The sequence below is a fragment of the Hydrogenovibrio crunogenus genome, from assembly GCF_004786015.1.
GTDB classification, from domain to species: domain Bacteria; phylum Pseudomonadota; class Gammaproteobacteria; order Thiomicrospirales; family Thiomicrospiraceae; genus Hydrogenovibrio; species Hydrogenovibrio crunogenus.
On sequence record NZ_CP032096.1, the window covers coordinates 115,667 to 138,556 of the forward strand.

General features: G+C 43.2%; 20 protein-coding genes. 13 read left to right on the forward strand and 7 right to left on the reverse strand.

What is annotated here, in order from left to right; all coding sequences use genetic code 11:
* Positions 1–84 precede the first annotated feature (84 nt).
* Positions 85–1,449 (forward strand): Sel1-like repeat-containing protein kinase family protein, encoded by a 1,365-nt coding sequence (locus GHNINEIG_RS00460; protein WP_135794830.1) that lies wholly within the window; start codon positions 85–87, stop codon positions 1,447–1,449.
* 35 nt (positions 1,450–1,484) lie between these two features.
* On the opposite strand, the gene GHNINEIG_RS00465 is transcribed toward GHNINEIG_RS00460, so the two are convergent.
* Positions 1,485–1,895: a hypothetical protein gene (locus tag GHNINEIG_RS00465; RefSeq protein WP_135794831.1), complete on the reverse strand. Its 411-nt coding sequence runs from the start codon at positions 1,893–1,895 to the stop codon at positions 1,485–1,487.
* A 105-nt stretch (positions 1,896–2,000) separates the two neighbouring features.
* Here GHNINEIG_RS00465 and GHNINEIG_RS00470 point away from each other — a divergent pair, with 105 nt between their 5' ends.
* Together GHNINEIG_RS00470 and GHNINEIG_RS00475 are read left to right on the forward strand one after the other, a co-directional pair.
* Complete coding sequence (locus GHNINEIG_RS00470) at positions 2,001–2,519, forward strand: adenine phosphoribosyltransferase (protein ID WP_223260903.1); 519 nt, start codon at positions 2,001–2,003, stop codon at positions 2,517–2,519.
* A 30-nt stretch (positions 2,520–2,549) separates the two neighbouring features.
* Complete coding sequence (locus GHNINEIG_RS00475) at positions 2,550–3,935, forward strand: GGDEF domain-containing protein (protein ID WP_135794833.1); 1,386 nt, start codon at positions 2,550–2,552, stop codon at positions 3,933–3,935.
* An 83-nt stretch (positions 3,936–4,018) separates the two neighbouring features.
* On the opposite strand, the gene argH is transcribed toward GHNINEIG_RS00475, so the two are convergent.
* Positions 4,019–5,407, reverse strand: a complete 1,389-nt coding sequence (gene argH / locus GHNINEIG_RS00480) for an argininosuccinate lyase (RefSeq protein WP_135794834.1) — start codon at positions 5,405–5,407, stop codon at positions 4,019–4,021.
* Between the two features lie 124 nt (positions 5,408–5,531).
* Complete coding sequence (locus GHNINEIG_RS00485) at positions 5,532–6,068, reverse strand: thioredoxin family protein (protein ID WP_135794835.1); 537 nt, start codon at positions 6,066–6,068, stop codon at positions 5,532–5,534.
* A 253-nt stretch (positions 6,069–6,321) separates the two neighbouring features.
* Here GHNINEIG_RS00485 and hemC point away from each other — a divergent pair, with 253 nt between their 5' ends.
* From hemC to GHNINEIG_RS00505, 4 genes are read left to right on the forward strand one after another with little or no spacing between them, the layout of a single operon-like run.
* Positions 6,322–7,254 carry a hydroxymethylbilane synthase gene (hemC, locus tag GHNINEIG_RS00490; protein WP_135794836.1) on the forward strand — a complete coding sequence of 311 codons (933 nt, stop codon included), beginning with the start codon at positions 6,322–6,324 and terminating at the stop codon, positions 7,252–7,254.
* Positions 7,241–8,035, forward strand: coding sequence for a uroporphyrinogen-III synthase (locus GHNINEIG_RS00495; protein ID WP_135794837.1), 795 nt, complete (start codon positions 7,241–7,243; stop codon positions 8,033–8,035). The genes hemC and GHNINEIG_RS00495 overlap by 14 nt, the downstream gene beginning before the upstream one ends.
* A gap of 27 nt (positions 8,036–8,062) precedes the next feature.
* The gene (locus GHNINEIG_RS00500; protein WP_135794838.1) at positions 8,063–9,427 is read left to right on the forward strand and encodes a hypothetical protein; all 1,365 of its coding nucleotides are present in this window, start codon (positions 8,063–8,065) and stop codon (positions 9,425–9,427) included.
* 5 nt (positions 9,428–9,432) lie between these two features.
* Positions 9,433–10,608, forward strand: a complete 1,176-nt coding sequence (locus tag GHNINEIG_RS00505) for a heme biosynthesis HemY N-terminal domain-containing protein (RefSeq protein ID WP_135794839.1) — start codon at positions 9,433–9,435, stop codon at positions 10,606–10,608.
* Between the two features lie 10 nt (positions 10,609–10,618).
* Here the strand turns inward: GHNINEIG_RS00505 and GHNINEIG_RS00510 are convergent, their stop codons facing one another.
* Positions 10,619–11,899, reverse strand: coding sequence for a GGDEF domain-containing protein (locus GHNINEIG_RS00510; RefSeq protein ID WP_135794840.1), 1,281 nt, complete (start codon positions 11,897–11,899; stop codon positions 10,619–10,621).
* Positions 11,900–12,156: 257 nt separating this feature from the next.
* On the opposite strand from GHNINEIG_RS00510, the gene GHNINEIG_RS00515 reads away from it, so the two are divergent.
* Positions 12,157–12,363 carry a YjfB family protein gene (locus tag GHNINEIG_RS00515; protein ID WP_135794841.1) on the forward strand — a complete coding sequence of 69 codons (207 nt, stop codon included), beginning with the start codon at positions 12,157–12,159 and terminating at the stop codon, positions 12,361–12,363.
* A 52-nt stretch (positions 12,364–12,415) separates the two neighbouring features.
* Here GHNINEIG_RS00515 and GHNINEIG_RS00520 read toward each other — a convergent pair whose 3' ends face one another.
* Together GHNINEIG_RS00520 and pta are read right to left on the reverse strand one after the other, a co-directional pair.
* Positions 12,416–13,549, reverse strand: a complete 1,134-nt coding sequence (locus tag GHNINEIG_RS00520; RefSeq protein ID WP_135794842.1) for an acetate/propionate family kinase — start codon at positions 13,547–13,549, stop codon at positions 12,416–12,418.
* A gap of 1 nt (position 13,550) precedes the next feature.
* The gene (pta, locus tag GHNINEIG_RS00525; RefSeq protein WP_135794843.1) at positions 13,551–15,656 is read right to left on the reverse strand and encodes a phosphate acetyltransferase; all 2,106 of its coding nucleotides are present in this window, start codon (positions 15,654–15,656) and stop codon (positions 13,551–13,553) included.
* Positions 15,657–15,760: 104 nt separating this feature from the next.
* Here pta and hemW point away from each other — a divergent pair, with 104 nt between their 5' ends.
* Entirely contained in the window at positions 15,761–16,909 is a 1,149-nt protein-coding gene (hemW, locus tag GHNINEIG_RS00530) for a radical SAM family heme chaperone HemW (RefSeq protein ID WP_135794844.1), read from the forward strand.
* Between the two features lie 61 nt (positions 16,910–16,970).
* Positions 16,971–19,256, forward strand: coding sequence for an AsmA family protein (locus GHNINEIG_RS00535; RefSeq protein ID WP_135794845.1), 2,286 nt, complete (start codon positions 16,971–16,973; stop codon positions 19,254–19,256).
* Positions 19,257–19,314: 58 nt separating this feature from the next.
* Here GHNINEIG_RS00535 and trmB read toward each other — a convergent pair whose 3' ends face one another.
* Complete coding sequence (trmB, locus tag GHNINEIG_RS00540; RefSeq protein WP_135794846.1) at positions 19,315–20,037, reverse strand: tRNA (guanosine(46)-N7)-methyltransferase TrmB; 723 nt, start codon at positions 20,035–20,037, stop codon at positions 19,315–19,317.
* Between the two features lie 72 nt (positions 20,038–20,109).
* Between trmB and mutY the strand changes: the two genes are divergently transcribed.
* From mutY to GHNINEIG_RS00555, 3 genes are all read left to right on the forward strand, one after another.
* Positions 20,110–21,162, forward strand: coding sequence for an A/G-specific adenine glycosylase (gene mutY / locus GHNINEIG_RS00545; RefSeq protein WP_135794847.1), 1,053 nt, complete (start codon positions 20,110–20,112; stop codon positions 21,160–21,162).
* Positions 21,155–21,427 (forward strand): oxidative damage protection protein, encoded by a 273-nt coding sequence (locus GHNINEIG_RS00550; RefSeq protein ID WP_135794848.1) that lies wholly within the window; start codon positions 21,155–21,157, stop codon positions 21,425–21,427. Before mutY ends, GHNINEIG_RS00550 begins: the two co-directional genes overlap by 8 nt.
* 190 nt (positions 21,428–21,617) lie before the next feature.
* A complete protein-coding gene (locus GHNINEIG_RS00555) occupies positions 21,618–22,820 on the forward strand; it encodes an EAL and HDOD domain-containing protein (protein ID WP_135794849.1) in 1,203 nt (400 codons plus the stop codon).
* The last annotated feature ends 70 nt before the right edge of the window (positions 22,821–22,890 follow it).

Genomic DNA, 22,890 nt, shown 5'->3' on the forward strand with positions numbered 1-22,890 from the left:
CTGGCCTTGGGGTGCTCAAGTTTTGTTTGAGCACTTTTAATTTTGTTAATATAGTCTTTCTACTTTCTTAGGTTGGTTTATAAGATGTCTCAATCCGATATGGGTAAAAACTTGATTGAACAGTCTGACTTGTCGCGCGTTAAACTTGTAAGCGATAGTCCACCGATATGGACTTTTCAAGCAATTCAGACGATTGAAGGCTATCAAAAAAAACAACTGATACGGGTCAATACGGATATTCGTAATCACTTTGCCAGACAAAGAGAAAAAGATTTACTCCATTATCTGAACCAATTTGAAGAAGACTTCCCACGATTTAATGAAATTCGCAAACAGGGGTTCGCTTATTTAACGTTTTTTGATTATGTAGGAAAGAAGACGTTAAAACAAAAAGTTAAAAAATCCGGCACCTTGTCGCTGAAGAAAGCGAAACACTTCTTGTCGAATCTGATTTCAACATTAGAACATGCCCATAATGTTGGGTTTGTTCACACTCAACTGAATCCCAACAATGTTATTGTTGGCAAAAGCCGTTTTTATTTGGTGGGTTGGAACAATGCGATCCCTTCCTTGTCTTCTTTTGAAAGTGAGTTACTGTTAGGCGATCAACAATATTGTCCGCCAGAGAGGTTGAATGGCGAGTATGGTGACGCGGGGGACATTTATAACCTAGGGTGTACACTCTATTTTGCGTTAACAGGTAAGCATATTTATCGCCTAAATAAAGTGGAACATTTGTTTGATCAACTTTATGCACATGCCTTTCATACCCCTCGAAAATTAAACACCTTACCGATTTTTTGGCGCCAGCTGATTGTTTGGATGACCCAGAAAAATCCGGAAAAACGCCCAGGCCTGGCTGATTTAAAACAGTGGTTGTTAGATGAAAGCGTCCCTAAATTCATTCGAGAGCAACCCTTGGAACCGAATAAGACTTTTCCGAAAGACAGTTTAACGGCGTTAGCGGATTCTCACTTTTTATATGCTTTATTTAAAAAAGCCAGTTTGTATGAATCCTCTGGTGATACTGAGCGCGCGTTTAACTTATATGAAAGCTGTGCTTTCCGCGAATATACCCGCGCGGAAAATAATCTCGGACTCATGTATGAAAAAGGAACGGTGATTCATCAATCCTATCTTAAGGCGATGAATATGTATCATCATGCGTTTAAAAAGGGCAATCCTTTTGCCGCATACAACTTAGCCCGTTTATTTGAAAATGGACTTGGTACGGAGCAAAACTTAACTCAAGCGTTTAAATTGTATCAATTCTCTGCGAAACGAGGCCATTTGGCGGCTCAAAATAAACTGGGTGAGCTTTACCGTGAAGGAAAAGGGGTGGATAGGGACGTGGTTCAAGCTCGTTTTTGGTTTGGGATGTCTGCACATTATGGCAACCCGGCTGCACGTTTGAACATTAAAAAGTCACTGACAAGTTCCCATGGTTGATCCCAACTAAAGGGGCGCCACTTCGATTTAACAGATCAAGCACGCTTTTCTTGTAAGTTTTTGGTCAATTGCAGTAACCATCGGTGAAAAACCGGCATATCTTCTTCGGTCAGCTCTATGATTTCTGCTAGGGAATGTTCTGGTAGCGGGTAACCTGAACTCATACAAGCCGCTTTAATTAAAAATAGTATTTCTTCTTGAGATAATTCGGAGTTGGGTAAAAAATACGTCGTCTTGGCGAGTAACGCAGCTCTTAAAATGGGTTCCCATAAAGAGGCAGGCACTTTTTTGACGGACAATAATTCTTTATCGACCTGGTTTTCATCTAGCATCACCAATAGTTCGCCTAAAGACCGGGTACTGACTAAGTCCAAGCCGATATCCCGTGCATGAGGCGGGAGTTCATGGAGCAATTTTTGCTCAAATTCATTTTCGATTAAATGCATAGGCAAATTAACTTATATATTTGTAATGGTTAGATAAATAATTTTCATTGTACCAATTCAGAACCATGTAAGATAATGCTTTGCCACAAATATAAGAAATTAATTATGAAGCAACATCCATTAGCGCAGTACCTTGATGCCGTTCCAGATTTTCCAAAAGAAGGCATTCTGTTTCAAGATATTTCACCGTTACTACGAGATCATTTTGTAGCAACGATTGATGCCATGTCACTGCTTTTCAGTGCCAAGGAATGGACTGAGGTCGATTATCTCGTAGGCGTGGAATCGCGAGGGTTTATTTTTGCCTCTGCCTTGGCATTAAAGCACGACAAAGGCTTTGTAAAAGTCCGTAAAACGGGTAAATTGCCTAATGTGCATGCCTCTATGGAATATGGCTTGGAATACGGCACAGACAAGCTTGAAATGCAAAAAGGGGATGGTAAAAAAGTCATTATTTGTGATGATTTGATTGCCACAGGAGGTTCCATGCAAGCTGCCGCAAAGCTCTGCAATGAAGTAGGGTATGAGGTTGTGGGAATGGCTTGTCTTGTAGATTTGAAAGCGCTTAATAGCTTTAGTCACGATGGAATGGCCGTCCGATCCGTCATTCAATTTGATGACTAACCTTCGAAACCAATAAAGGATAATTTTCTAATGAGGTTACCTCGTTTAACCCGCAGTATTTTTCTAGATCAATTCATTTTCATGCAGCTGGTTGGGGTTCTTATTGGGTTGGCCTTTCCCCATTTTTTAGTTTGGTATGGGTTTCATGCAGAAGAGGTCATGACGGTTGATTTCTACATCGTCTCCCAAATTGCCGGGCAAATGGTCGGTCTGATCAGTTTTATCTTAATCTCCATGGTCATACGTCCTCACTTGAAGTTGCTTTCGCACAAAATGCACGAAATTGCGGAAGGTCTTCAGCAAAAAACATTTCATGAACAAACCAGTCGATGTGAAGAAGAACTGTGTCAAATTGACGTGGTTTCGGATGATGAGATTGGAGTGAGTGCAAAAGCTTACAACAAAATGTTAGAAGCCTTGATTCAGGCGCATGAAGTGGAAAGAGTGTTTAATCGTTTTTCTAAGGTCATGTCCGAGAATCTGGAACTCTCTCGCTTAGCGGATGAGACGTTGGCGTTGCTGATTCAATCTACCAATATTGAAGCAGGTGCCGTGTTGGTGACGAAAAATGGTGTGCTTGAAGTCGGCGCATCACGGGGTATTCTTGATGCCGAAAGTTTGGTAAAACACGATGTCATCAATAAAGCGATTAAAGATGGTCAGCAAGTGCGAATTGAATTACCGAAAAACATCGATTTGGATGGGGTTCTGGCACAATTTAAACCGTCAGAAGTGTTTATTGAACCATTGGAGTTTAAAGGTACCAATCTAGGCGTTTTAATTGCGGCCACCGGTGCGATGGTGGCAGATGAAAGAACCGATCAGCTGGTGCAATTGTTCAGCCGCAGTATCGGGTTGGCAATCAATAATGCCATGATCCATTCAAAATTCCAGAAAATGGCAGCGATTGACAGTTTAACCGCAATTTATAATCGTCGTTTTGGGATGGATCGCTTACGAGAAGACTTCTCGCGCGCGGTGCGTGAACAATCCAGTTTGAGTTTGGCGATGGTCGACATCGATCACTTTAAGTCCGTTAACGATACCTATGGCCATTTAGTGGGAGATAAAGCCATTAAACTGATTGCGACCATTATCAAAAAGACCCTTCGAGAAGGAGATATCGTGGTGCGTTACGGCGGGGAAGAGTTCTTGATGATCTTGCACGGCGCATCTTCGACCAATGCGCGGAACGTGTGCGAACGCATCCGTCATCAAGTGAAAGACACTTTCTTTAAAGAAGGGAATCAACAAATTCAATTGACGGTCAGTATCGGGATTGCAGCTTACCCTGAACAGCAGGCCGGTGATGAAATGGCCTTGATTCATATGGCCGACCAAGCACTATATTATGCCAAAGAAGGCGGGCGTAACCGAGTGGTGCCTTTCCGAAAAGTGAATGAAGAAGTGGCTTGAACCAGACTATATTCACTCATAAATATAAAAAAACCGCCAGGCCTGGCGGTTTTTTATGGGTCAGTCATCAGCTCAAACGTCCGTTATAAGCGATCTTTAGCACGTTTGATCGCAGCTTTGACTTGTTGTGGTGCTGTGCCACCTAAATGGTTACGTGCAGCCACTGAACCTTCCAATGTTAGGACTTCAAACACATCGTCGGTAATGCTGCTATGAAAAGCTTGCAGTGTTTCTAAAGGCATTTCAGATAAGTCTTGACCCGTTTGGATTCCATGAGCGACCGCCAGTCCAACCACTTCATGCGCATCACGGAAAGGCAGCCCTTTGTTGACTAAGTAATCCGCTAAATCGGTCGCTGTGGAAAACCCTTGTTTCGCAGCGGCATAGGTTGCTTCTCGGTTCACAATGATGGCTGGCACCATGTCTGCAAACGCTCTCAAACTGCCTTTGACCGTATCCACCGTATCAAATAACGGTTCTTTGTCTTCCTGGTTGTCTTTGTTATAGGCCAGAGGCTGGGATTTCATTAACGTCAACAAGCTCATCAGATGCCCATAAACGCGACCGGTTTTGCCCCGCACCAACTCCGGCACATCCGGGTTTTTCTTTTGTGGCATGATCGACGAACCGGTACAGAAACGATCCGGTAAATCAATAAAGTTAAACTGTGCGGATGACCAAAGTACCAACTCTTCTGAAAAACGAGACAGATGCATTAAAAAGGTTGCGGCAAAAGCTGTAAACTCAATCGCGAAATCTCGATCTGAAACGCCATCTAAGGAGTTTTCCGAGATACGGTCAAACTGCAGTAATTCAGCTGTGTATTCTCGTTGGATAGGGTAGGTTGTGCCTGCCAAAGCGGCAGAGCCTAATGGCATGGTGTTGACTCGTTTACGGCAATCTTCCAAACGTTCTACGTCGCGCTTAATCATTTCAAACCAAGCCATCATATGGTGCCCAAAGGTGACGGGTTGTGCTGTCTGAAGATGGGTGAAGCCAGGCATAATGGTCTCGGCCTCTTTTTCAGCCAATAATAAAATGCCATGTTGCAGACGGGTCATTTCCGGCAGGATGGCATCAATTTCATCTCGCAAATACAAGCGGATATCGGTCGCTACCTGATCGTTACGGGAACGTCCGGTATGTAGTTTCTTACCCGTGATGCCAATCAATTCAGTCAGTTTGGCTTCGATATTCATATGAATATCTTCTTGCTTAATGGACCAGTTCATTTTCCCGGCTTCAATGTCGGATTGAACCTTTTCCAAGCCGTCAATAATGTCTTTTAATTCTTGTTTGTCCAAAATGCCGACTTTATGTAACATTTTAGCATGGGCAACAGACCCCTGGATGTCTTGACGATACATGCGTTTATCAAACTGGATAGAGGCGGTAAATTCTTCTACAAACGCATCGGTTGCTTCGCTGAAACGCGCGCTGGAAAGTTTTTCTTGATTGTGTTGATTGCTCATAAACGGTCTTTTTATTAAACGGACTTGTGTCCTGAATGAATTGAATAATGTCACTATTATAAAGGCTTAGCGTGTTTTATAGGCAAGAGATTTAAACTCTTGGTCGCTTTCACGCCCAAGCGCATTATGGTTCACTGATCGAAGTTGGCATCGCATCGATTCTAAGTGGGTTATTCATATTTTGATACGCTTGATTTAAGCGCTTATGAATCAACGTGGTGTACAACTCAATATTGGCAATGCCAATGATTTTATCGGCTACCTCATTACCATGTCCATCAATGAAAACCACTGTCGGGGTGAGGTCCGCATTTAAGCGGTAAGCCAATTTATTTTTGATTATCGGCGCGCCATTGACGCCTGGAATTGGCGTGTGATCATCAATACTCAAGTAACGCATGAACATATAGCGCCCTTCATAATCACCACCCAACGCCATCGGATCCAGCACTTCTTCACGTAGTTGATGACAAAAATCGCACCATTCAGCGCCCACTGTCAGCATAATGGGAAGGTTCTGCTCTCGAGATTGCTGGGCCAAGGTTTGTAGGTTGGTAAGCTCTTTCAGTTTGGACGGTTGGTATGAATCCGCATTCGCAAGTTGTTCACACCCTCCTAATAGCATCAAAGAGGCTAGAAGAAGGCTCAGCAGTTGTCGCATTACAGTTTCCTTATTTAAAAGTCATGATTGAATGAGGTTTTGACCTTTGTTCTCTGACTGAACAATACATTCGACTTGATTTCATCAAGTTTCATGCGTTATTCATTATTTTATCGAAAAAAAACGCGTTAATTTCAGTAAAATGGCTTTATTCATTTAAGAAACTTTAGCCTTGCATAAAGGGTGGCATAAGCTGGCCTTTTTCATTCGCTTAGAGCTTTGAAAACTTAATAACACAACATCGGAAGGATTGATGAAGAAAACTCTTAGAATCGCAACACGTAAAAGCCCTTTAGCCATGTGGCAAGCTGAATTTGTCAAAGCAGAGCTTGAAAAGCATCACGAAGGATTAACGGTAGAACTTCTACCGATGTCAACGAAAGGGGACAAGATTTTAGATGTGCCGTTAGCCAAAATCGGTGGTAAGGGTCTGTTTACCAAAGAGCTTGAAGATCGTATGCTTGCTGGTGAAGCCGATATCGCGGTTCACTCGATGAAAGATGTGCCGATGGTGTTACCAGAAGGGTTTGCCTTAGGTGCCATTTTGGAGCGCCATGAGCCGACAGATGCTTTTGTTTCCAATGACTATGCCCATTTTGAAGAGTTGCCAAAAGGCGCGGTACTGGGCACGTCAAGCTTAAGACGGAAAGCTCAGTTGATGGCTGCACGTCCAGATTTAGTGGTGAAAGATTTGCGCGGGAATGTCGGCACGCGTTTAGGGAAATTGGATGCCGGAGATTATGATGCCATTGTGTTGGCGACATCCGGACTGAAGCGATTGGAGCTGGATGAACGTATCCGCCATGAACTCTCGCCTGAAACTTGTTTACCTGCGGTATCTCAAGGGACGTTAGGCATTGAATATTTTGAAAAAGATCCAGAAGTATTAGCGCTTATTCAGGTATTGAACCATCGGGATACGGAAATTCGCACCAAGGCCGAAAGAGCAATGAACCACCGTTTGGAAGGGGGTTGCCAGGTACCCATCGGTGTTTATGCGGAATTAGAAGATGATGACCAAATTTATGTACGAGGACTGGTCGGGGCTTTGGATGGGTCTGAAATTTTACGATCTGAAACCAGAGGGCTCCAAAAGGATGCGGAAAAACTTGGGGTTTATGTCGCTGAACAGCTATTGGAACAAGGTGCAGGCGAGATTTTAAAAGAAGTGTATGACCAAGCCTGATTCGGTTTTGACGTTTTTAAATACCCGCCCGGTTGAGCAGGCAGCGACCTTGACACAATCGGTTCGGGAAAAAGGGCACCAGGTGTTGACCTGCCCGACATTAAAAATCAGTCCACAGGCATTGCCTCAACAAGCACAAATTACCTTATCGACCTTCGACAAGGTGTTTTTTATCAGCCAGAATGCGGTAAAACAATTTGTAGAAAGGTGGCAAGAAGCTTATCAAACGGGTCCGGTTTTCACAGAAAAAACAGCGTGTTTTGCTATTGGCCAAAGCACCTATAATGCGATGAAAGCACTTGATTGGCCTGTTGTTAAAGTAGAATCGAATCAATATGTGACTGAAGCTTTGCTGCAATCGGAAATTTTGCAAAACCTAACCGGTCAACAATGCTTAATTGTCAAAGGTAAAGGTGGGCGACCCACCTTGGCAGAAGGCTTAAAAGCAGCGGGAGCCACGGTGGCTGAATGGGCTGTTTATGAAAGAGTCCCTGCAGCGTTTTGTGAATCGGAGTGGCGAGCGTTTCGGTCCGCGCATCACCCAGTATTGCTCGTCAGTAGTTTGGATGCTTGGTATGGTTTGGAAAAAATGTTAAAAACCACTGAGTATGGACATGACAAAGACCAGGCCTGGCTCTTTTCACAAGATGTGATTGTGTTTAGTGAACGCATTAAGCATGCGTTGCAGCAGCAGGGATGGCAAGGACGTTTATTTGTGGTACCACAGCAAAGTAACGCAGGGATATTAATCTCGCTGGAGCAAATCTCAATTGAACGCTGAAGAGCGTCGATTTAAAAGGAAAATCAGATGATGGATTCGGATGAACCAATAACGCCTAAGGCAGATCAAAGAGTGATTGATGGTGAAGTCGTCGGTGAATCGCAACGTAAAAAACACGCCCATTCGGCCAAAGATCAGGAAAAACCGTTGAAAGCTAAAACGGATTGGTCCGGCTGGCTGCCCCAAACCTTTACTCAGAAACTGATTTTACTGGTCACGATTTTATTGGTGAGTTTAATCGCTTATTTGGGCGTCAAATCCACCGAGCAAGATTGGCAAGTGGAACGCATTAACCAACTTCAAGCCGAGCTGGTCAAGTTGAAAGCCGCCTCCAAAACACTTAAATCAGAACAAAATACACTTCAGGCGGAGTTAAAATCGTTGGCTGATAACCCTGGCAATCAACCGGTTATCAGCCAAGCGGATGTGGATGCGGTCAAAGAAGATTTAGCGGCATTGAAAAATACCGTGCAAACGGAACTGGATGATTATGCTGAACAACTGCAAACCCTTGCACAATCCACTACCGAAAAAACACAAACCATGACGGAGACACTGGCACCTTCAGCGGAAACGCAGGAAAAAATGGCAAAAGTGGAACAAAACCTTAAAGCCAAGCTAGAACAAATGGGGCAACAGGTATCAGAATTGTTTAGTTTTAAAGAAGCTCAGCAGGAACGAAATGAGTGGCAAAAACAAAAGGATACCAACTTGAGTACGGCTTCTATATCGGCAACACCCTTATCTGAAATGCGATTGAAGCAATGGATCATTGAAATTAACACCCAATGGATGTTGGTTGGAAATGTGAATCAGACACGACGTCAGCTGGAAGCGTTAGAGAAAGCCGTTTCAATGAGTGATTATGTGCATAAAACGCAACTGGCTAAGCGTATTGGGCAGGATTTAAGTCGATTGGAAACGTATGTTTCGGTTGAGAACGCGCCTGATCGCACACTGATTGCTCAATTGCGAGAAGCCCTTCAAAGGCTTCCTGAAGAAAAAAGTAGCGGCAATGTTTCACATGAAACCTCGGCATCATCCCCTCAACTTGATTCGAATGCCTCAACGTCTGGATGGGATCGATTCCTAGACAAAGCTGAGAAGGTTTTTAATGTTCGTAAAAGAGAGTCTGATACCGATTTAAGTGATGTTGAAAGTATGATGATGCACGATGTGTTGGCTCAACGAGGCTTGTTACTTGTAGACCGAATTCAATGGGCACTGGATTCGCAGTCTAATGCTCTATTGAAGAGCAGTCAGGTAGCATTGAATCAATTTATGGTAAAGCATTTTCCAGAGCAAGCTGAAAAAATTGCACGCTTATTGGCACCTTTGAAACAATTGCAATTTAAAGCCCGTAGCCCGCTTAAGATTGCGGAGGTTGAGTAAAGATTATGTCTAAAATCCTAAAGTGGTCTTTTTTTCTACTGATTGCGACAGGACTGACAACACTCGCATTGTATGATAATGGGCAGGTATCAATGGTCTGGAATGACTGGGTAATAGAGACCAGTCTCAGCTTTGCCTTGGCAGCGGTATTGGTGGTTTTCGGTTCGGTGTATTTGCTGATGCGCTTGCTGATTAATATTTGGCATTTTCCGGCTTATTGGCGGAATCGACAACAACTGAAACGTTATAACAAAGCAGAAACCTCGATTTCAAAGGGGTTGATAGCATTGGAGTATGGCGATTGGCAAATGGCTGAAAAGCATTTGATTAAGATGGCCAAAAAATCAGATGCCGGCTTGATTCATTATTTAACTGCAGCAAAGATGGCGCATAACCAAGGCGCTTTGATGCGACGGGAGCAATATTTGAATGAAGCCAGAAAGCGCTTCCCCCAAGATTATGTCACCATTGGTTTGGTCGAATCCCGTTTATTGGCAAACGAACAGCCGGATATGGCACTGGTGATTTTGGCTGAACTGCATCAGCAAAACCCCAAAAATAGACCGATTTTGTCCGAGTATGTGCAATTGCTGGAAAAGCAGAAACAATGGCAAACACTGGAAGGCTTATTGGGTCAAATTAAAAAAATCCGGGCTATGGACAAAGCGGCCCTTCAGGCGTTGGAAATTCGTCTGATAGCTGGCAAAGTGGCTAAAGCTGAAAATTTAGATGCGTTAGATACCTTATGGAGAAGCTTGAGTGCGAAACAGCAACTGATGCCAGCGATTTTAGCTGAATTTGTTGAGCAGCGAATGGGCTGGGGCAAAGAACAAGGCTTGGCGGAGCTGATTGTGAAAAGTGTTTCTAAACAATGGGATGATCGTTTGGTTTATCAGTATGGGCGTATTGAACTTGGACCGGCTTTTGAACGCTTAAAACGCGCCGAAAAATGGTTGAAAGAGCAAGCTGACAACCCGATATTATTGCTGACATTAGGAAGGCTGGCTTGCATGAGTCAGCTTTGGGGGCAAGCAAAGCATTATTTCCAGCAAAGCTTAAAGTTGCAACCGGAATTGGAAACCTTCCACGCCTTGGCGAAATGTTATGAAGCAGAAGGCTTGGAAACTCAGGCCGCCCTGACATATAAAGAAGCCATTTTGCAGCTTGAAAAAAAATCTTAACGAAAGAGGTTTAAACCTCTTTCTCTTTTTCTGTGTTAGTTGGGTCTTCTGTCAATCGTGCTAATGCAGCATGCATCAATTCATTTGCTGTGGTGGCATCATATCCGTAGGATGCGTAACCGATTTCAATTTTAAAGTTAAAAGAAGCCGATTCGTGTGTGGCAGCGTGAGAAGGTTGAGAAAACCGCTCATAATATTTACGCGTCACAATTCGGATATCATTTTCATCAATTTCCGGCATCAGTATCACAAAAAGTTGGTCTCGAACTCTAAACGGCATGTCCACGTTTCTTGTGGCATGGTTGATTAAATCAGCAAACACATGAATTTTTTCCGCCACGCTCACTTCATGGTTAGAAGAGGTGCTGATGATTTTAATGAGTTTAATGACAATCATGGACAAAGGGCGTTTGTAGCGTTCTGAACGAAAGATTTCAAACTGCAGGCTTTCTTTGAACCTGTCCTGATGAAAAAAGCCACTTTCATGTTCGGTTACCATTAATGCATCCAGTTTTTCATGCACTGCCTTGAGCATTTGAATGTGCTCTGTGATCATTTCATCGACCATATCGATTTCGGCAATTTTTTGAGGTTGTCTTTGCCACACCATATCGTCTTCATCCAGTCGTACATGGTCGATGCGTTGAGACAGTTTTTTAAGCGGTTGAATAAAATCTTGTTCCAAAGTGCGGGTCATCATATAAACGCCGATGACAAAGAAGTTCAGAATAAAGATCAACAAGAAAACACCAAAGATGCTGGTGCCAAAAATCGGTGAAGTGATGCGACGTTCATAGAGCAGGCTTCCAATGAATTTTCCCTTCGGGTCGGATAATTCGCAGGTCTGACAATTTGGCGAATAATAAAGTGGAATGCCTCCTAATAAGACAGTATGTGTCACATCAAAAACTTGTACGGGGATTCGATCAGTTTCGATGGCGCGAGCCAGTTTGTTGAATGTAACCGCGGGTTTGTTACTTTCTTTAATGGCGTAATGTGAGAGACCAGCACCAACGAATTGATAGGTATTTTGTTTCTCTTTTGGCTGAATTTGCATCAAAAGAGCTTCAATTCGGGATGGATTACCATTGGCCTGTTGAAGTTGAGTTAGAATCATGTCCAGTTCTGAATGGACTTTTTCGGTGGCTTGTTGATAAGAAAAACCAAGATAAATGCTGCTGACAAGAAGAGTGACAACAAGTGAAGCCAGTATTGCCGCGATAGAGACCCAGATGAATTTTTTGAAAGCAAATTTTCGAAAAGCAGTTGGCTTAATGACATCCGTGCTCATATAAATGTTGCGCTCTTAATGATAACTATGAATGACTCGTTGATTCAATAGATTGACGCTATGGGTATTCGGTTATGCGTGTTTCTTTGAATACTTTTTAATTTCAATATTCTAAATAGTATACTGCCGGTTCAGGTTTTTCGATACTTATTTAGGCTGACAGCATCAAAAGAACTCATGAAATTTATCATTCAAGAATGAATCAACCCCGCCGATACACTTTGTATGGAACGTTTATTCTGAAGCTCTGGAGGCATATGGACATTTCACCGAATGCAGCAGTTTATGCGCATCAACAGCAACAAACTGTCAATACGCATCAGCAAGTACAGGTAACAATGCTTAAAAAAGCGATGGATATGCAGGCAGAAGGCGCATTGGCATTGATTCAATCGTTACCGGGAGCACCATCCGCTCAAGCACTCCCTGCGAATTTAGGGAATCATATCAATACCACTGCTTAATTTGAGGCGCTTTTAAAAGGAGCCAGGCCTGGTTAAAGTCGATGGGAAGGCTTTATGTTAAGCGCTGGAGTGTTTGTTGGGCGATTTCCCATTCTTCATCGGTTGGAATGACCCAGCATGCAATGGCGCTATCTGATGCAGATATGTCTTGTTCGAGCGTGGGCGCACGATTGGCCGAACTATCTAAAGCCAGTCCAAAGAGGGGAGAGAAACCATGGATTGTTTTTTGACGAATTTCCGCAGAATGCTCTCCTATACCGCCTGTAAACACCAAAGCGTCCACTGTTGGCATCATCGATAAATAGCCACCCACAGTTTTGATTAAACGGTATATAAACATTTCCACAGCAAGTTGGGCGTGAGAATTTCCTTGTTGAGCAAGGGATAAAACCGCCTGCATGTCACTGTGTTCTGTCAATCCCATCAATCCACTTTGATGATTGAGTAAGTCATCCACTTCTTGAGTAGAGTATCCTAATTTTTCCATCAAATAAACCGGAATGGCCGGGTCAATATCACCACTTCTGGTCCCCATTATTAATCCTTCAAGCGGTGTGAACCCCATGCTGGTGTCGATGCTCTGTCCATTTTGAATTGCGCAAACACTTGCGCCGTTGCCTAAATGCATTGAAATGATATTGAGCTGGGAAAGAGGTTTTTCTAGGCGTGTGGCCATGCGTTTGGCAATGTATTGATGAGAAGAACCATGAAAACCATATCGTCGAATCTGATGCTCCTCATATAACGCATTGGGTAACGCATAACGATACGCCTTTTCTGGCATACTTTGATGGAAAGCGGTATCAAACACAGCAACCTGTTTTAAATCAGGATAGTGCGAGTGGATCATTTCAATCGGTACTAAATTGAAAGGGTTGTGTAAGGGAGCTAATTGAGACACTGACTTGATGTCTGCAAGCGTTTTGTCATTGATGGTGACCGCTTGGTGAAACAGCTCCCCGCCATGTACCACTCGATGTCCGATGGCATCGCAATCGCCCAAGTGTGTGATTAAGCCTTTTTTTTGTAGCGTTTTTTCGACGTTTCCTAAGGCTTCTGTATAGGCTTTTGAGGAAGGCAGGATAATATGGTCGATGAGACCATGAATGATGAGATGAGAGTCTGCTCCTGAAAATAAACTGTATTTTAAGGAAGAGCTTCCTGCATTTAAAACCAATATTTTCATGTTACTGTCCTGCGGAAGACAGGTCTGATTGAGCCTGTGCTTGTATTGCGGTAATCGCAACGGTGTTAATGACGTCGGCCACACTGCATCCACGACTCAGGTCATTTATCGGTTTTCGCAGCCCTTGAAGTACAGGGCCAATGGCAATGGCACCAGAAGCTCTTTGAACCGCCTTATAGGTGTTATTACCGGTGTTTAGATCTGGAAAGATGAATACTGTCGCTTTTCCTGCAACCTGGCTTTCGGGCATTTTTTGTAACGCCACGGTCATGTCAATTGCGGCATCGTATTGCAACGGTCCTTCTATGATTAAATCAGGTCGTTTTTGTTGGGCCAGTTGAGTGGCTTGTCTGACTTTATCAACCTCATTACCTTTGCCAGAAATTCCTGTTGAATACGATAACAAGGCGACTTTAGGAGCAATACCAAATTGTTCTGCTGTTTGTGCAGAACTGATGGCGATTTCAGATAGTTCGTCAGACGTCGGGTTTTGATTCACGGCACAGTCACCATAAACCAGTACCCGGGTGTCAAAGCACATGAAAAATACGCTGGAGACTAAGGCTGTGCCAGGTTCTGTCTTAATAATCTGTAAAGCAGGTCGTACTGTATCTGCTGTCGTGTGGGTTGCTCCGGAAACCATACCATCGGCATACCCCTTATGAACCATCATGGTTGCAAAATAATTAACATGCGTCATTGAATCACGAGCTAAATCATAAGTGATGCCTTTGTGTTTTCGCATTTCATACAATTCATTGATAAAGTCTGATCGCCAGGGGCTGGTTTCAGGGTCGATCATTTCGACTTCTTTAAGATCGATTCCCAGTAAATTAGCACGATATAAAATTTCATCAGGGTTTCCCAGTAAAATGGGTTTGACCACATTACGTTGTAACAATAAATCACAAGCCTTCAAAATCCGATCATCATTGCTTTCGGGAAGGACGATGGTTTGTAAATGAGCACGTGCTTTTTCAAATAACCCATATTCGAACATAATAGGCGTGGTGATGTCTTTACTGCGATCTTGAGTTCTGATCAGCAGTTTATCCATTAAATGTTCCCGGTTTACCCATTGATCAAATAAGCCAAGTGCTAAATTGGTTTTTCGAGGGTTATTAGGTGTGAGATTGGCTCTGACGTTTCCTGCGCTAACGGCAGTGGGGTAAGTATCTGTTTCTACCGAAATAATCGGTAAATCAGCCGCTTGATAACTCTTGATCAGATCCATGATGACAGAGCGAGGCGTTAACCCGCCAGTGAGTAGGATGCCAGCAATATTGGGCATGTTTCGAGCAAACAAACTCATAACCGAAGCAAGCAGAATATCGCTGCGATCCCCCGGCACAATAATTAAATCCCCTTCATTGACGCGGGGTAAATAATTTTCAATGGTCATCGCGGCAACAATCGGTTCCTTTACAAGGCGACCGCAACTGCTCTCACTGGAAGATAAAAACTGTCCCTGTAGTGCATCGGCGACCTCTTTGACTGTGGGGGTGTTTAAATCTTCAATTTCAGGTAAAAAGTAAATAGGCACATCTTCATGCTGTGGAAATTGAGGAATAAACTCTAAGATATGGGCAGGGGTTCGGTTAATAAAAAAGGCAAAAGGATCCAGGTTAGAGCTGGCATGTAGCTCCATTTCGATTTCTTTTTCAATGTCATGGATGGCTTTGTTTTGTCCACTTATGACGGATGCATAAGGGCTATTAAAATGCTTGGCTAAAGCCAGGTTGATGTCAAAATCAATACCGCTGGTTTGATCAGTTAATTCCATGCCATGCACTAGGACAAAGTCATACTTTTCCTGCAAGGCTTGGAATTGTTCAACCAGCATTTCATATAACGTGTGTTTTTTGTTTTCACTTAACAGTTGTGTTGCTTCAGACACTTGTAACCCTGTCATCTCGTTTTCAGGTATTTCAAGCTGAAAGGTGTGTTTGAGAAAATGACAATCCGGGTCTTGTTTGTCAGTAATCAATGGACGGTAGAAAGCAATTTTTTCGAATTTTTGTCTAAGCAGAGACATGAGTCCAAGCGAAATGAGAAGGCTGCCGGCATGACGTTCGCGAGGTGCAATAAATAAACTATTCGATTGCATGTTGGATTCCATGATGAAATTTACTAAATTTAAAAGGAAGCTTAACACTTGCAGCTTAAATTTCTATTAAAATAATCCTTTTAAACCAATAGAGCTGTAACCTTTTGAACTTTACTCAACCCGTTCCATTATCCTTATATGTACATTACCCTTGGTGTATTCAAAAATGTCCTTATTGTGACTTTAACTCACATACTCTTAAGGAGGATCAGGAGCAAAAGTATATTCAGGCAATGGTTCGCCAGCTGGAACAAACGTTGCCGGATATTTGGGGGCGACCGATTCAGTCTATCTTTTTTGGCGGCGGCACGCCCAGCCTGATGTCTGAAGCGGGGTTGGACGCTTTTTTGTCTCAAGCCAGAGCATTATTAGGGTTTCAACCCGATATTGAAATTACTTTGGAAGCCAATCCAGGCACCGTTGATTTTGAAAAATTTTCGGGGTTTCGCCAGGCGGGGGTGAATCGTTTATCGATGGGAATTCAAAGTTTTGATGACGAAAAGTTACGGGCTTTAGGGCGCATTCACTCTTCTGATGAAGCATATCAAGCTGTAGAAGCTGCCAAGTCAGCGGGGTTTGATAATTTTAATTTGGATCTGATGTTTGCCTTGCCCAACCAAACGTTAGCGCAAGCAGTACATGACGTTGAAACGGCTTTGGCGTTAGAGCCGCCACACATGTCACATTACCAGCTGACACTGGAACCAAACACGCCTTTTTATAAGAATCCACCGGTATTACCGGAGGAAGATTTGGCTTGGGAAATGCAAGAAGCTTGTCAAACCGCTTTATCAAAGGCGGGTTATCATCATTATGAGGTTTCTGCTTATGCCAAAAAGGACCAGGCCTGCCGTCATAACCTGAATTATTGGCAATTTGGCGATTATATTGGCTTGGGAGCGGGAGCGCATGGCAAGATTACTCAGCCACCAATTGGTGAAATTTGGCGGACGCAAATGCCGGCTTCGCCAGGTAGTTATATGAATATGATTGAAGCTGGTGACATGGGGCGTCAACATGTTTTATCAGATGATGATGCATTGTTTGAATTCATGTTGAATGCGCTCAGGTTACAGGATGGATTTCCGCTGACTTTGTTCACATTGCGAACGGGCTTGCCGTTAGAAGTGATAGAACCGCAATTAGAAAAGATGATTTCTAAAGGTTGGGCTGAGCAACATCTAAATGAACTACAGTTAACACAAACAGGTAAAACGTATTTAAATGAAGTCTTACAGCTTTTTCTGTCATAAGAACTGTAGTGACTTTAAAAGCAGCAAACGGCTGTTAAAAATCGATTAAGAAGGATGGACCATGGAAAAAAAACCGGATTCAGCACTAGATGATAAGGTAACGCAAACAACCGACCAGCAGGACCTGCCACCTGAAAAAAAAGTGTATTCGGATGATCATGTCTGTCCTATCAAAGAACAGAGAATGGCCAAGCAAAGAGGTAAGCCTGCGCACCCTGTCGTGAAATGGTCCAGCCGAATTGTTATGGCGCTGGCTATTATTCCGATTATTTTGGTGTTGGCTTTTATTGGAGCCATTAATTTTATGGACTACAACCAATATAAGCCCCAAATTGAATCGGAATTCCAAAAACGAACGGGATATGGATTGAAAATTAATGGCCCCATCGATGTCTCTGTCTGGCCATTTGCGCTTGAAGCCAAGCAGGTTGAGCTTCAAAACAGACCTTCCTTTTCGTCGCCAAATTTGGCACAAATTGACAGCATTCAAGTCGAGCTGTCGCTATGGAGCCTTTTTGTCAATCGTCACTTAGAACTCTTAGGTGTGGAGTTGGAAAAACCCCACTTGTTTTTGGAAACCAACGCGGCAGGCCAGCATAATTGGCGTTTATTGCAGCAGCGATTGGCACTGACAGCAGCGCAGCCGAAACCGCCTGGTCTAAGAAAAGTGGCTTATCAGGTGGTGACGGCGCCTGTAGAGGTTTCTGATACAACAGAGCTTGTGGACTGGCATCTTGACAGTTTCGTCCTGCAAAATGCGATCATTGAGTGGCAAAACGAGCAGGCAAAGACCCACCTGACAATGGAAGATTTCGATTTGATGGCATTTGACATTTCCCCGAATCAGCCATTTAAAGTCTTAACCAATTTTCAATACGACTCATCTGAAATTAAATCCAGCTTCCATTTCAATGTTGCGTCTATGCTGACGTTAAACAATCGTTTTTCTCAATGGACGCTTTCCGACTGGACAGGCAACGTTCGGCTGGTGTTGCCGAAAACCATGCAAATTCCAGAAGTGCGGATTGAAATGGCTGGTGACCTTTTTGAATTGAAGTTCGACCAACAATCGTTTCATGTGGAACAAGCCCGATTTCGCTCGCTCAAAGGAAGCTTAGAAACTTCAATGTCCGGCACTTATGGGCGTAATGCTGAAACTCAGGGCGCCTTAAAAGCCAACCATATTAATTTACGCAAATGGTTCCGTCATTCTGGCGTAACCTATCCAAACTTCGTAGACAAAACCGTTTTAAAAGATGTGTCTGCAGAATTCAACTGGTCTCAAACACCTGATCAGCTTTCGGTTGAAAATCTCGCCCTCCAGCTCGACCAATCAAAGATCACGGGGAATATCTGGCGCAAGCTGCAGGCTGAAAAGCCACAATACCGATTTGATTTAGCCATCTCCAAATTGGATTTGGATCGCTATGAAGCCTATGCCGATTCGAAACCCTCGAACCGAACGGTTCAGAAGAATGCTAAGCCGGTGTCAAACTCACCTAAAGCAGCGAAACAAGATTCTTCGGTTTCTACAAAGGTAGCCAAAGAAGAGACTTATTTACCGGTTGGTTTGCCGATCACAACGCTCAGAGGATTGCAGGCTGAAGGGCATCTTCATATAGCGAAGTTAAAAGCATGGCAGATGCAAATGCAGGAATTTGAGATCAATCTTTCAGCCAATGCCGGCAAACTTCAACTTGCGCCTTTGGATGCGAATTTATACCAGGGCACATTGCGTTCCAAATTGTTGGTCGATGTGACAGGCAAAACGCCTCATTATGATTGGTCTGGCAGAATGGAAGGTGTTCAGCTCAAACCGTTTTTAACTGATGGGTGGCAATATGAGTTGCTTGAAGGTCAATACGACAGTACGTTTAACTTCAATACGCTAGGGGTAAATAGCTTTTTATTGAAACAGAATTTGAATGGGTCCTTTAATGCTAAAGTTCAGGCAGGCCAGTTTAAGGGAATGGATTTAAATAAATTGTTGGCGGGTCAAAAAACCAGCGCAAAAGATGCGACGACTTTCAGCCAATTATCTATGGCAGGAGACATTCAATCAGGTGTAATGGCATTACGCCGAATGAATGTGAAAAGTGATCGTTTTTCAGCCATTGGCACTGGACAGCTCATTTTGCCGACTGCCCAGTTAAATGCGGTACTGCACACCACTTATCATCGACCGCCCCAAAGACTTCAACAACTGAAAGGGGTGGAAGTACCGGTTCACTTGAAAGGTGCTTTAGGAAATGTGCAATGGTCTGTCGATCTTAAAAAGTTGTTAAGTAACCCCGCCAATCAACAAAAGCTGTTGAACAGCTTGCAGCAATTTTTGCAGGCTTCATAAAGCCTCTATTGTGAGGGGGTAAAATGGCCAGGCCTGGTCATTTTTAAAGGGTTATCTTTTAGATGCGTTCAAAGACCAAGTCCCAGACCCCATGCCCTAAGCGTTGGCCGCGTTGTTCAAACTTGGTCAGAGGGCGATAATCGGGACGAGGTGTATACTTACCTTCTCCGGAGATATTACGGTACGCCTTCGCAGCGCTCATTACCGCCATCATATGTAAGGCATAGTCTTCCCAATCCGTTGCCATATGGAATTGCCCGCCAGGTTTTAGATATTGAGCAATTTTTTCAGCAAATTCAGCTTGTAGAATGCGGCGCTTTTTGTGTTTGGTTTTGTGCCAAGGATCGGGAAAAAATAAATACACGGCAGATAGGCTGTTTTGAGGAATCTGCCGGTTGAGCACCTCTATCGCATCTTCATTAAACACACGTACGTTGGTAAGCCCTTTTTCAGCCACCAGCTTTAACAAGGCTCCCACGCCCGGGCGATGGACTTCAATGCCAATGTAATTATTTTCTGGATGCGCTTCTGCCATGGCCGCCAAGCTGTTTCCCATGCCAAACCCAATTTCAATAATGGTAGGGGCTTCCCGGCCAAACAGGGTATTGAAATCCAGTAGCTTGTCTTCTAATGTTAAGCCGTATTGAGGCCACATTGAATCAATGGCATGTTGCTGTGCTTGTGACAAGCGGCCTTGGCGCAGTACAAAGCTTTTGATACGTCTTTTGTTTTCCGGTATATCGCTTGCGGCACTTTGAGGGGATTCTGTATTTTCAGTCATAGGGTTCTAGTACAATGGCAGTTTAATTTTCCGGCTATTATAGCTCAATTCAGAAGAACATAAAGCAGCGCTATGTCAGACACAGAAGAATTTGCACAAACCTTACTGGAATGGTTTGATCGATCAGGACGTCACGACTTACCTTGGCAACAGAATAAGACGCCCTATCGAGTATGGGTATCTGAAATCATGTTACAGCAGACTCAAGTCCAGACTGTCATTCCATACTATGAACGATTTATGGAAGCTTTTCCAACGGTTGAGGCCTTAGCACAAGCCGATCAGGAAGAGGTGTTATCCCATTGGTCCGGGTTGGGCTATTATGCTCGAGGGCGCAACTTGCTGAAGACCGCACAAATTGTGGTGAATGATTTTCAAGGTCACTTTCCACAGGATTTGGAGGGAATGATGGCCTTACCTGGTATTGGGCGTTCAACGGCAGGTGCGGTTTTGTCCATTGCAAGTCAGCAGCGTCATCCTATTCTGGATGGCAATGTGAAACGTGTTTTGTGTCGTTATAATGCGGTTGAATCTTGGTCCGGTGAGAAAAAAACCGAAGCGATGCTTTGGAAAAGAGCCGATGAGCTGACGCCAGAACAACGATTTGATGACTATACTCAAGCCATTATGGATTTAGGAGCAACGCTGTGCACACGCTCAAAACCAAAATGCGATGCCTGTCCGGTACAAAAAAACTGCCAGGCCTGGCAGTTAAATCGTGTGGCGGACTTCCCGTATGCCAAGCCAAAAAAAGCGAAGCCGACTCGAGAAAAGGCCATGACGATTTTGTTGAATGAAAATCGTCAGGTTTTTTTACAACAGAGGCCTCAAAAAGGGATTTGGGGAGGGCTTTGGAGCTTACCGGAAATGTCGCTAGATCAGCATGAAACCCACATTAAAAGCAAGGTTGAAACCCGCTGTGACAAAGGACTGAATCTGATAGAATGGCCTTTATTCAAACACACTTTTACTCATTATCATTTGATAATTCATCCTTTTTTTCTGGATGAAGTTTCTTCCATAAAATTGGAAGGAGAGTGGTTTACGGTGTCGGAGGCGTTATCAAAAGGGTTGCCGGCACCAATTCGAAAACTCATTAAGCAATTGGAGAGCAGCAATGACTAGAATGGTGAATTGCGTCAAAATGGAACAAGAACTGGAAGGGTTGGACTTTCCTCCGTTTCCGGGTGAATTAGGCCAGAAAGTTTATGAAAATGTGTCTAAAGAAGCTTGGAAGCAATGGTTAGCTCAACAAACCATCCTAATTAATGAATACCGCCTATCCAGTTTGGATCCGAAGGCGCAAAACTTTTTGAAAGAAGAGATGCAGAAGTTTTTGTTTGGAGGGGAAGACCTCGAAATGCCGGAAGACTTCCAAGCCGTTGATTAATCTTCATTGTCATCAATAAGGTCAGCATTGTTCTCGTTCTAAAAAATAGCTGGCCTTATTAGCTCCCTCCTTACCGTCCTAATTGTTCCCTTTTTTCTAGGGGTATTGAAAATATTAAGTGGTCTTTTTTAAAAATTCCAGTATTCTAAAATTGTCGTCATTTTTTGCATATGAATGAGAGCTTTTAGTTATGTCTTCCCTTGTCGATATTTATATCGGGCGCCAGCCTATTTTTGATCATTCTGCTGAAGTATGGGCTTATGAATTGCTGTTTCGTTCGGGTGATGGGCAAAATAGCGCCCAAATTCTAGGAGGCGACCATGCTACTGCGCAAGTAATGTTAAATTTATTTGGCGATATGGGATTAAAAAATGTTGTTGGAGACCATAAAGCCTTTATTAACTTTACCGAAGGTTTGTTGTTGAGTGAAAATCAGCCTTTCTTTCCACATAATCAAGTGGTGATTGAAGTATTGGAAGATGTTAAGGTTTCTGAGGAAATGATCGAAAGTTTAAAGAAACTTCGAAAATCAGGTTATAAAATTGCATTAGATGATTATATTTTCAATCCCGAATTAGCAGAATTTGAAGCCTGTGCTGACTATATCAAGGTAGACATCTTGGATGTAGGGCCTAAAAAACTTCAAGAACATGTTGGACGGCTCAAAGACCAGGGGATCAAACTCTTAGCAGAAAAAGTGGAGACACGGGAGCAATTTGAGTTTTGCAAAAAGATCGGTTTTGACTTGTTTCAGGGGTATTTTTTCGCCAAACCTCAAATTTTGAAAGGACACAGTTTACCTTCTAACAAGCTGGCCATCATTCAATTGTTATCTCATGTCTATGATCCTGAAATTGATATGACCGTGTTAAGTGCGACGATTAGCCAAGACGTCGCGTTAAGTCAGAAATTATTAAAATTTGTCTCTGCGGTGGACAGTCGGTTTCAATTAAGCTCGATTCATGATGCCGTCATGCGGTTTGGTTTAAAGCGTTTACAGAGCTGGGCGAGTATGTTGGTTTTGTCAAAAGCCGACGATAAGCCAATGGAACTGTTTAAAACGTCTTTAATCCGAGCCAAGTTTTGTGAATTGGTGGGGGCTCAGGTCGGCGATCATTCGAAAGACAGTTATTTCACGGTAGGGTTGTTTTCGACTTTGGATGCATTAATGGATAAATCTCTGCAAGAACTGTTAGCGGAGTTGAATTTTGATGACATCATTAAACAGGCTTTGCTGGAGCAGTCTGGGAGTTTAGGCACGACCTTGGTGGCTGTCAAAGGTATTGAGCAAGGTCGAACAGACTTTGAATTACCACAAAAAATTTGCGCATCAGAGTTATCAAAATGTTACTTGGAAGCGATGGAATTCGCGAATAAGGTGGATTTAGGATAACGTTAATGTGACAGAAAAGGTTTATAAAAAAAGCCCGAATGATTCGGGCTTTTTTGCGTGTGGTTATACT

Bases quoted from the DNA above. Each gene is read 5' to 3' on its own strand.
- argH (WP_135794834.1), bottom strand. From the start codon at position 5,407: ATGAGCAATCAACACAATCAAGAAAAACTTTCCAGCGCGCGTTTCAGC.
- GHNINEIG_RS00470 (WP_223260903.1), top strand. From the start codon at position 2,001: ATGAAGCAACATCCATTAGCGCAGTACCTTGATGCCGTTCCAGATTTT.
- GHNINEIG_RS00535 (WP_135794845.1), top strand. From the start codon at position 16,971: ATGGAAAAAAAACCGGATTCAGCACTAGATGATAAGGTAACGCAAACA.
- GHNINEIG_RS00550 (WP_135794848.1), top strand. From the start codon at position 21,155: ATGACTAGAATGGTGAATTGCGTCAAAATGGAACAAGAACTGGAAGGG.
- GHNINEIG_RS00495 (WP_135794837.1), top strand. From the start codon at position 7,241: ATGACCAAGCCTGATTCGGTTTTGACGTTTTTAAATACCCGCCCGGTT.
- hemC (WP_135794836.1), top strand. From the start codon at position 6,322: ATGAAGAAAACTCTTAGAATCGCAACACGTAAAAGCCCTTTAGCCATG.
- GHNINEIG_RS00475 (WP_135794833.1), top strand. From the start codon at position 2,550: ATGAGGTTACCTCGTTTAACCCGCAGTATTTTTCTAGATCAATTCATT.
- mutY (WP_135794847.1), top strand. From the start codon at position 20,110: ATGTCAGACACAGAAGAATTTGCACAAACCTTACTGGAATGGTTTGAT.
- GHNINEIG_RS00465 (WP_135794831.1), bottom strand. From the start codon at position 1,895: ATGCATTTAATCGAAAATGAATTTGAGCAAAAATTGCTCCATGAACTC.
- GHNINEIG_RS00505 (WP_135794839.1), top strand. From the start codon at position 9,433: ATGTCTAAAATCCTAAAGTGGTCTTTTTTTCTACTGATTGCGACAGGA.
- GHNINEIG_RS00485 (WP_135794835.1), bottom strand. From the start codon at position 6,068: ATGCGACAACTGCTGAGCCTTCTTCTAGCCTCTTTGATGCTATTAGGA.
- trmB (WP_135794846.1), bottom strand. From the start codon at position 20,037: ATGACTGAAAATACAGAATCCCCTCAAAGTGCCGCAAGCGATATACCG.
- GHNINEIG_RS00515 (WP_135794841.1), top strand. From the start codon at position 12,157: ATGGACATTTCACCGAATGCAGCAGTTTATGCGCATCAACAGCAACAA.
- pta (WP_135794843.1), bottom strand. From the start codon at position 15,656: ATGCAATCGAATAGTTTATTTATTGCACCTCGCGAACGTCATGCCGGC.
- GHNINEIG_RS00520 (WP_135794842.1), bottom strand. From the start codon at position 13,549: ATGAAAATATTGGTTTTAAATGCAGGAAGCTCTTCCTTAAAATACAGT.
- GHNINEIG_RS00555 (WP_135794849.1), top strand. From the start codon at position 21,618: ATGTCTTCCCTTGTCGATATTTATATCGGGCGCCAGCCTATTTTTGAT.
- GHNINEIG_RS00510 (WP_135794840.1), bottom strand. From the start codon at position 11,899: ATGAGCACGGATGTCATTAAGCCAACTGCTTTTCGAAAATTTGCTTTC.
- GHNINEIG_RS00460 (WP_135794830.1), top strand. From the start codon at position 85: ATGTCTCAATCCGATATGGGTAAAAACTTGATTGAACAGTCTGACTTG.
- GHNINEIG_RS00500 (WP_135794838.1), top strand. From the start codon at position 8,063: ATGATGGATTCGGATGAACCAATAACGCCTAAGGCAGATCAAAGAGTG.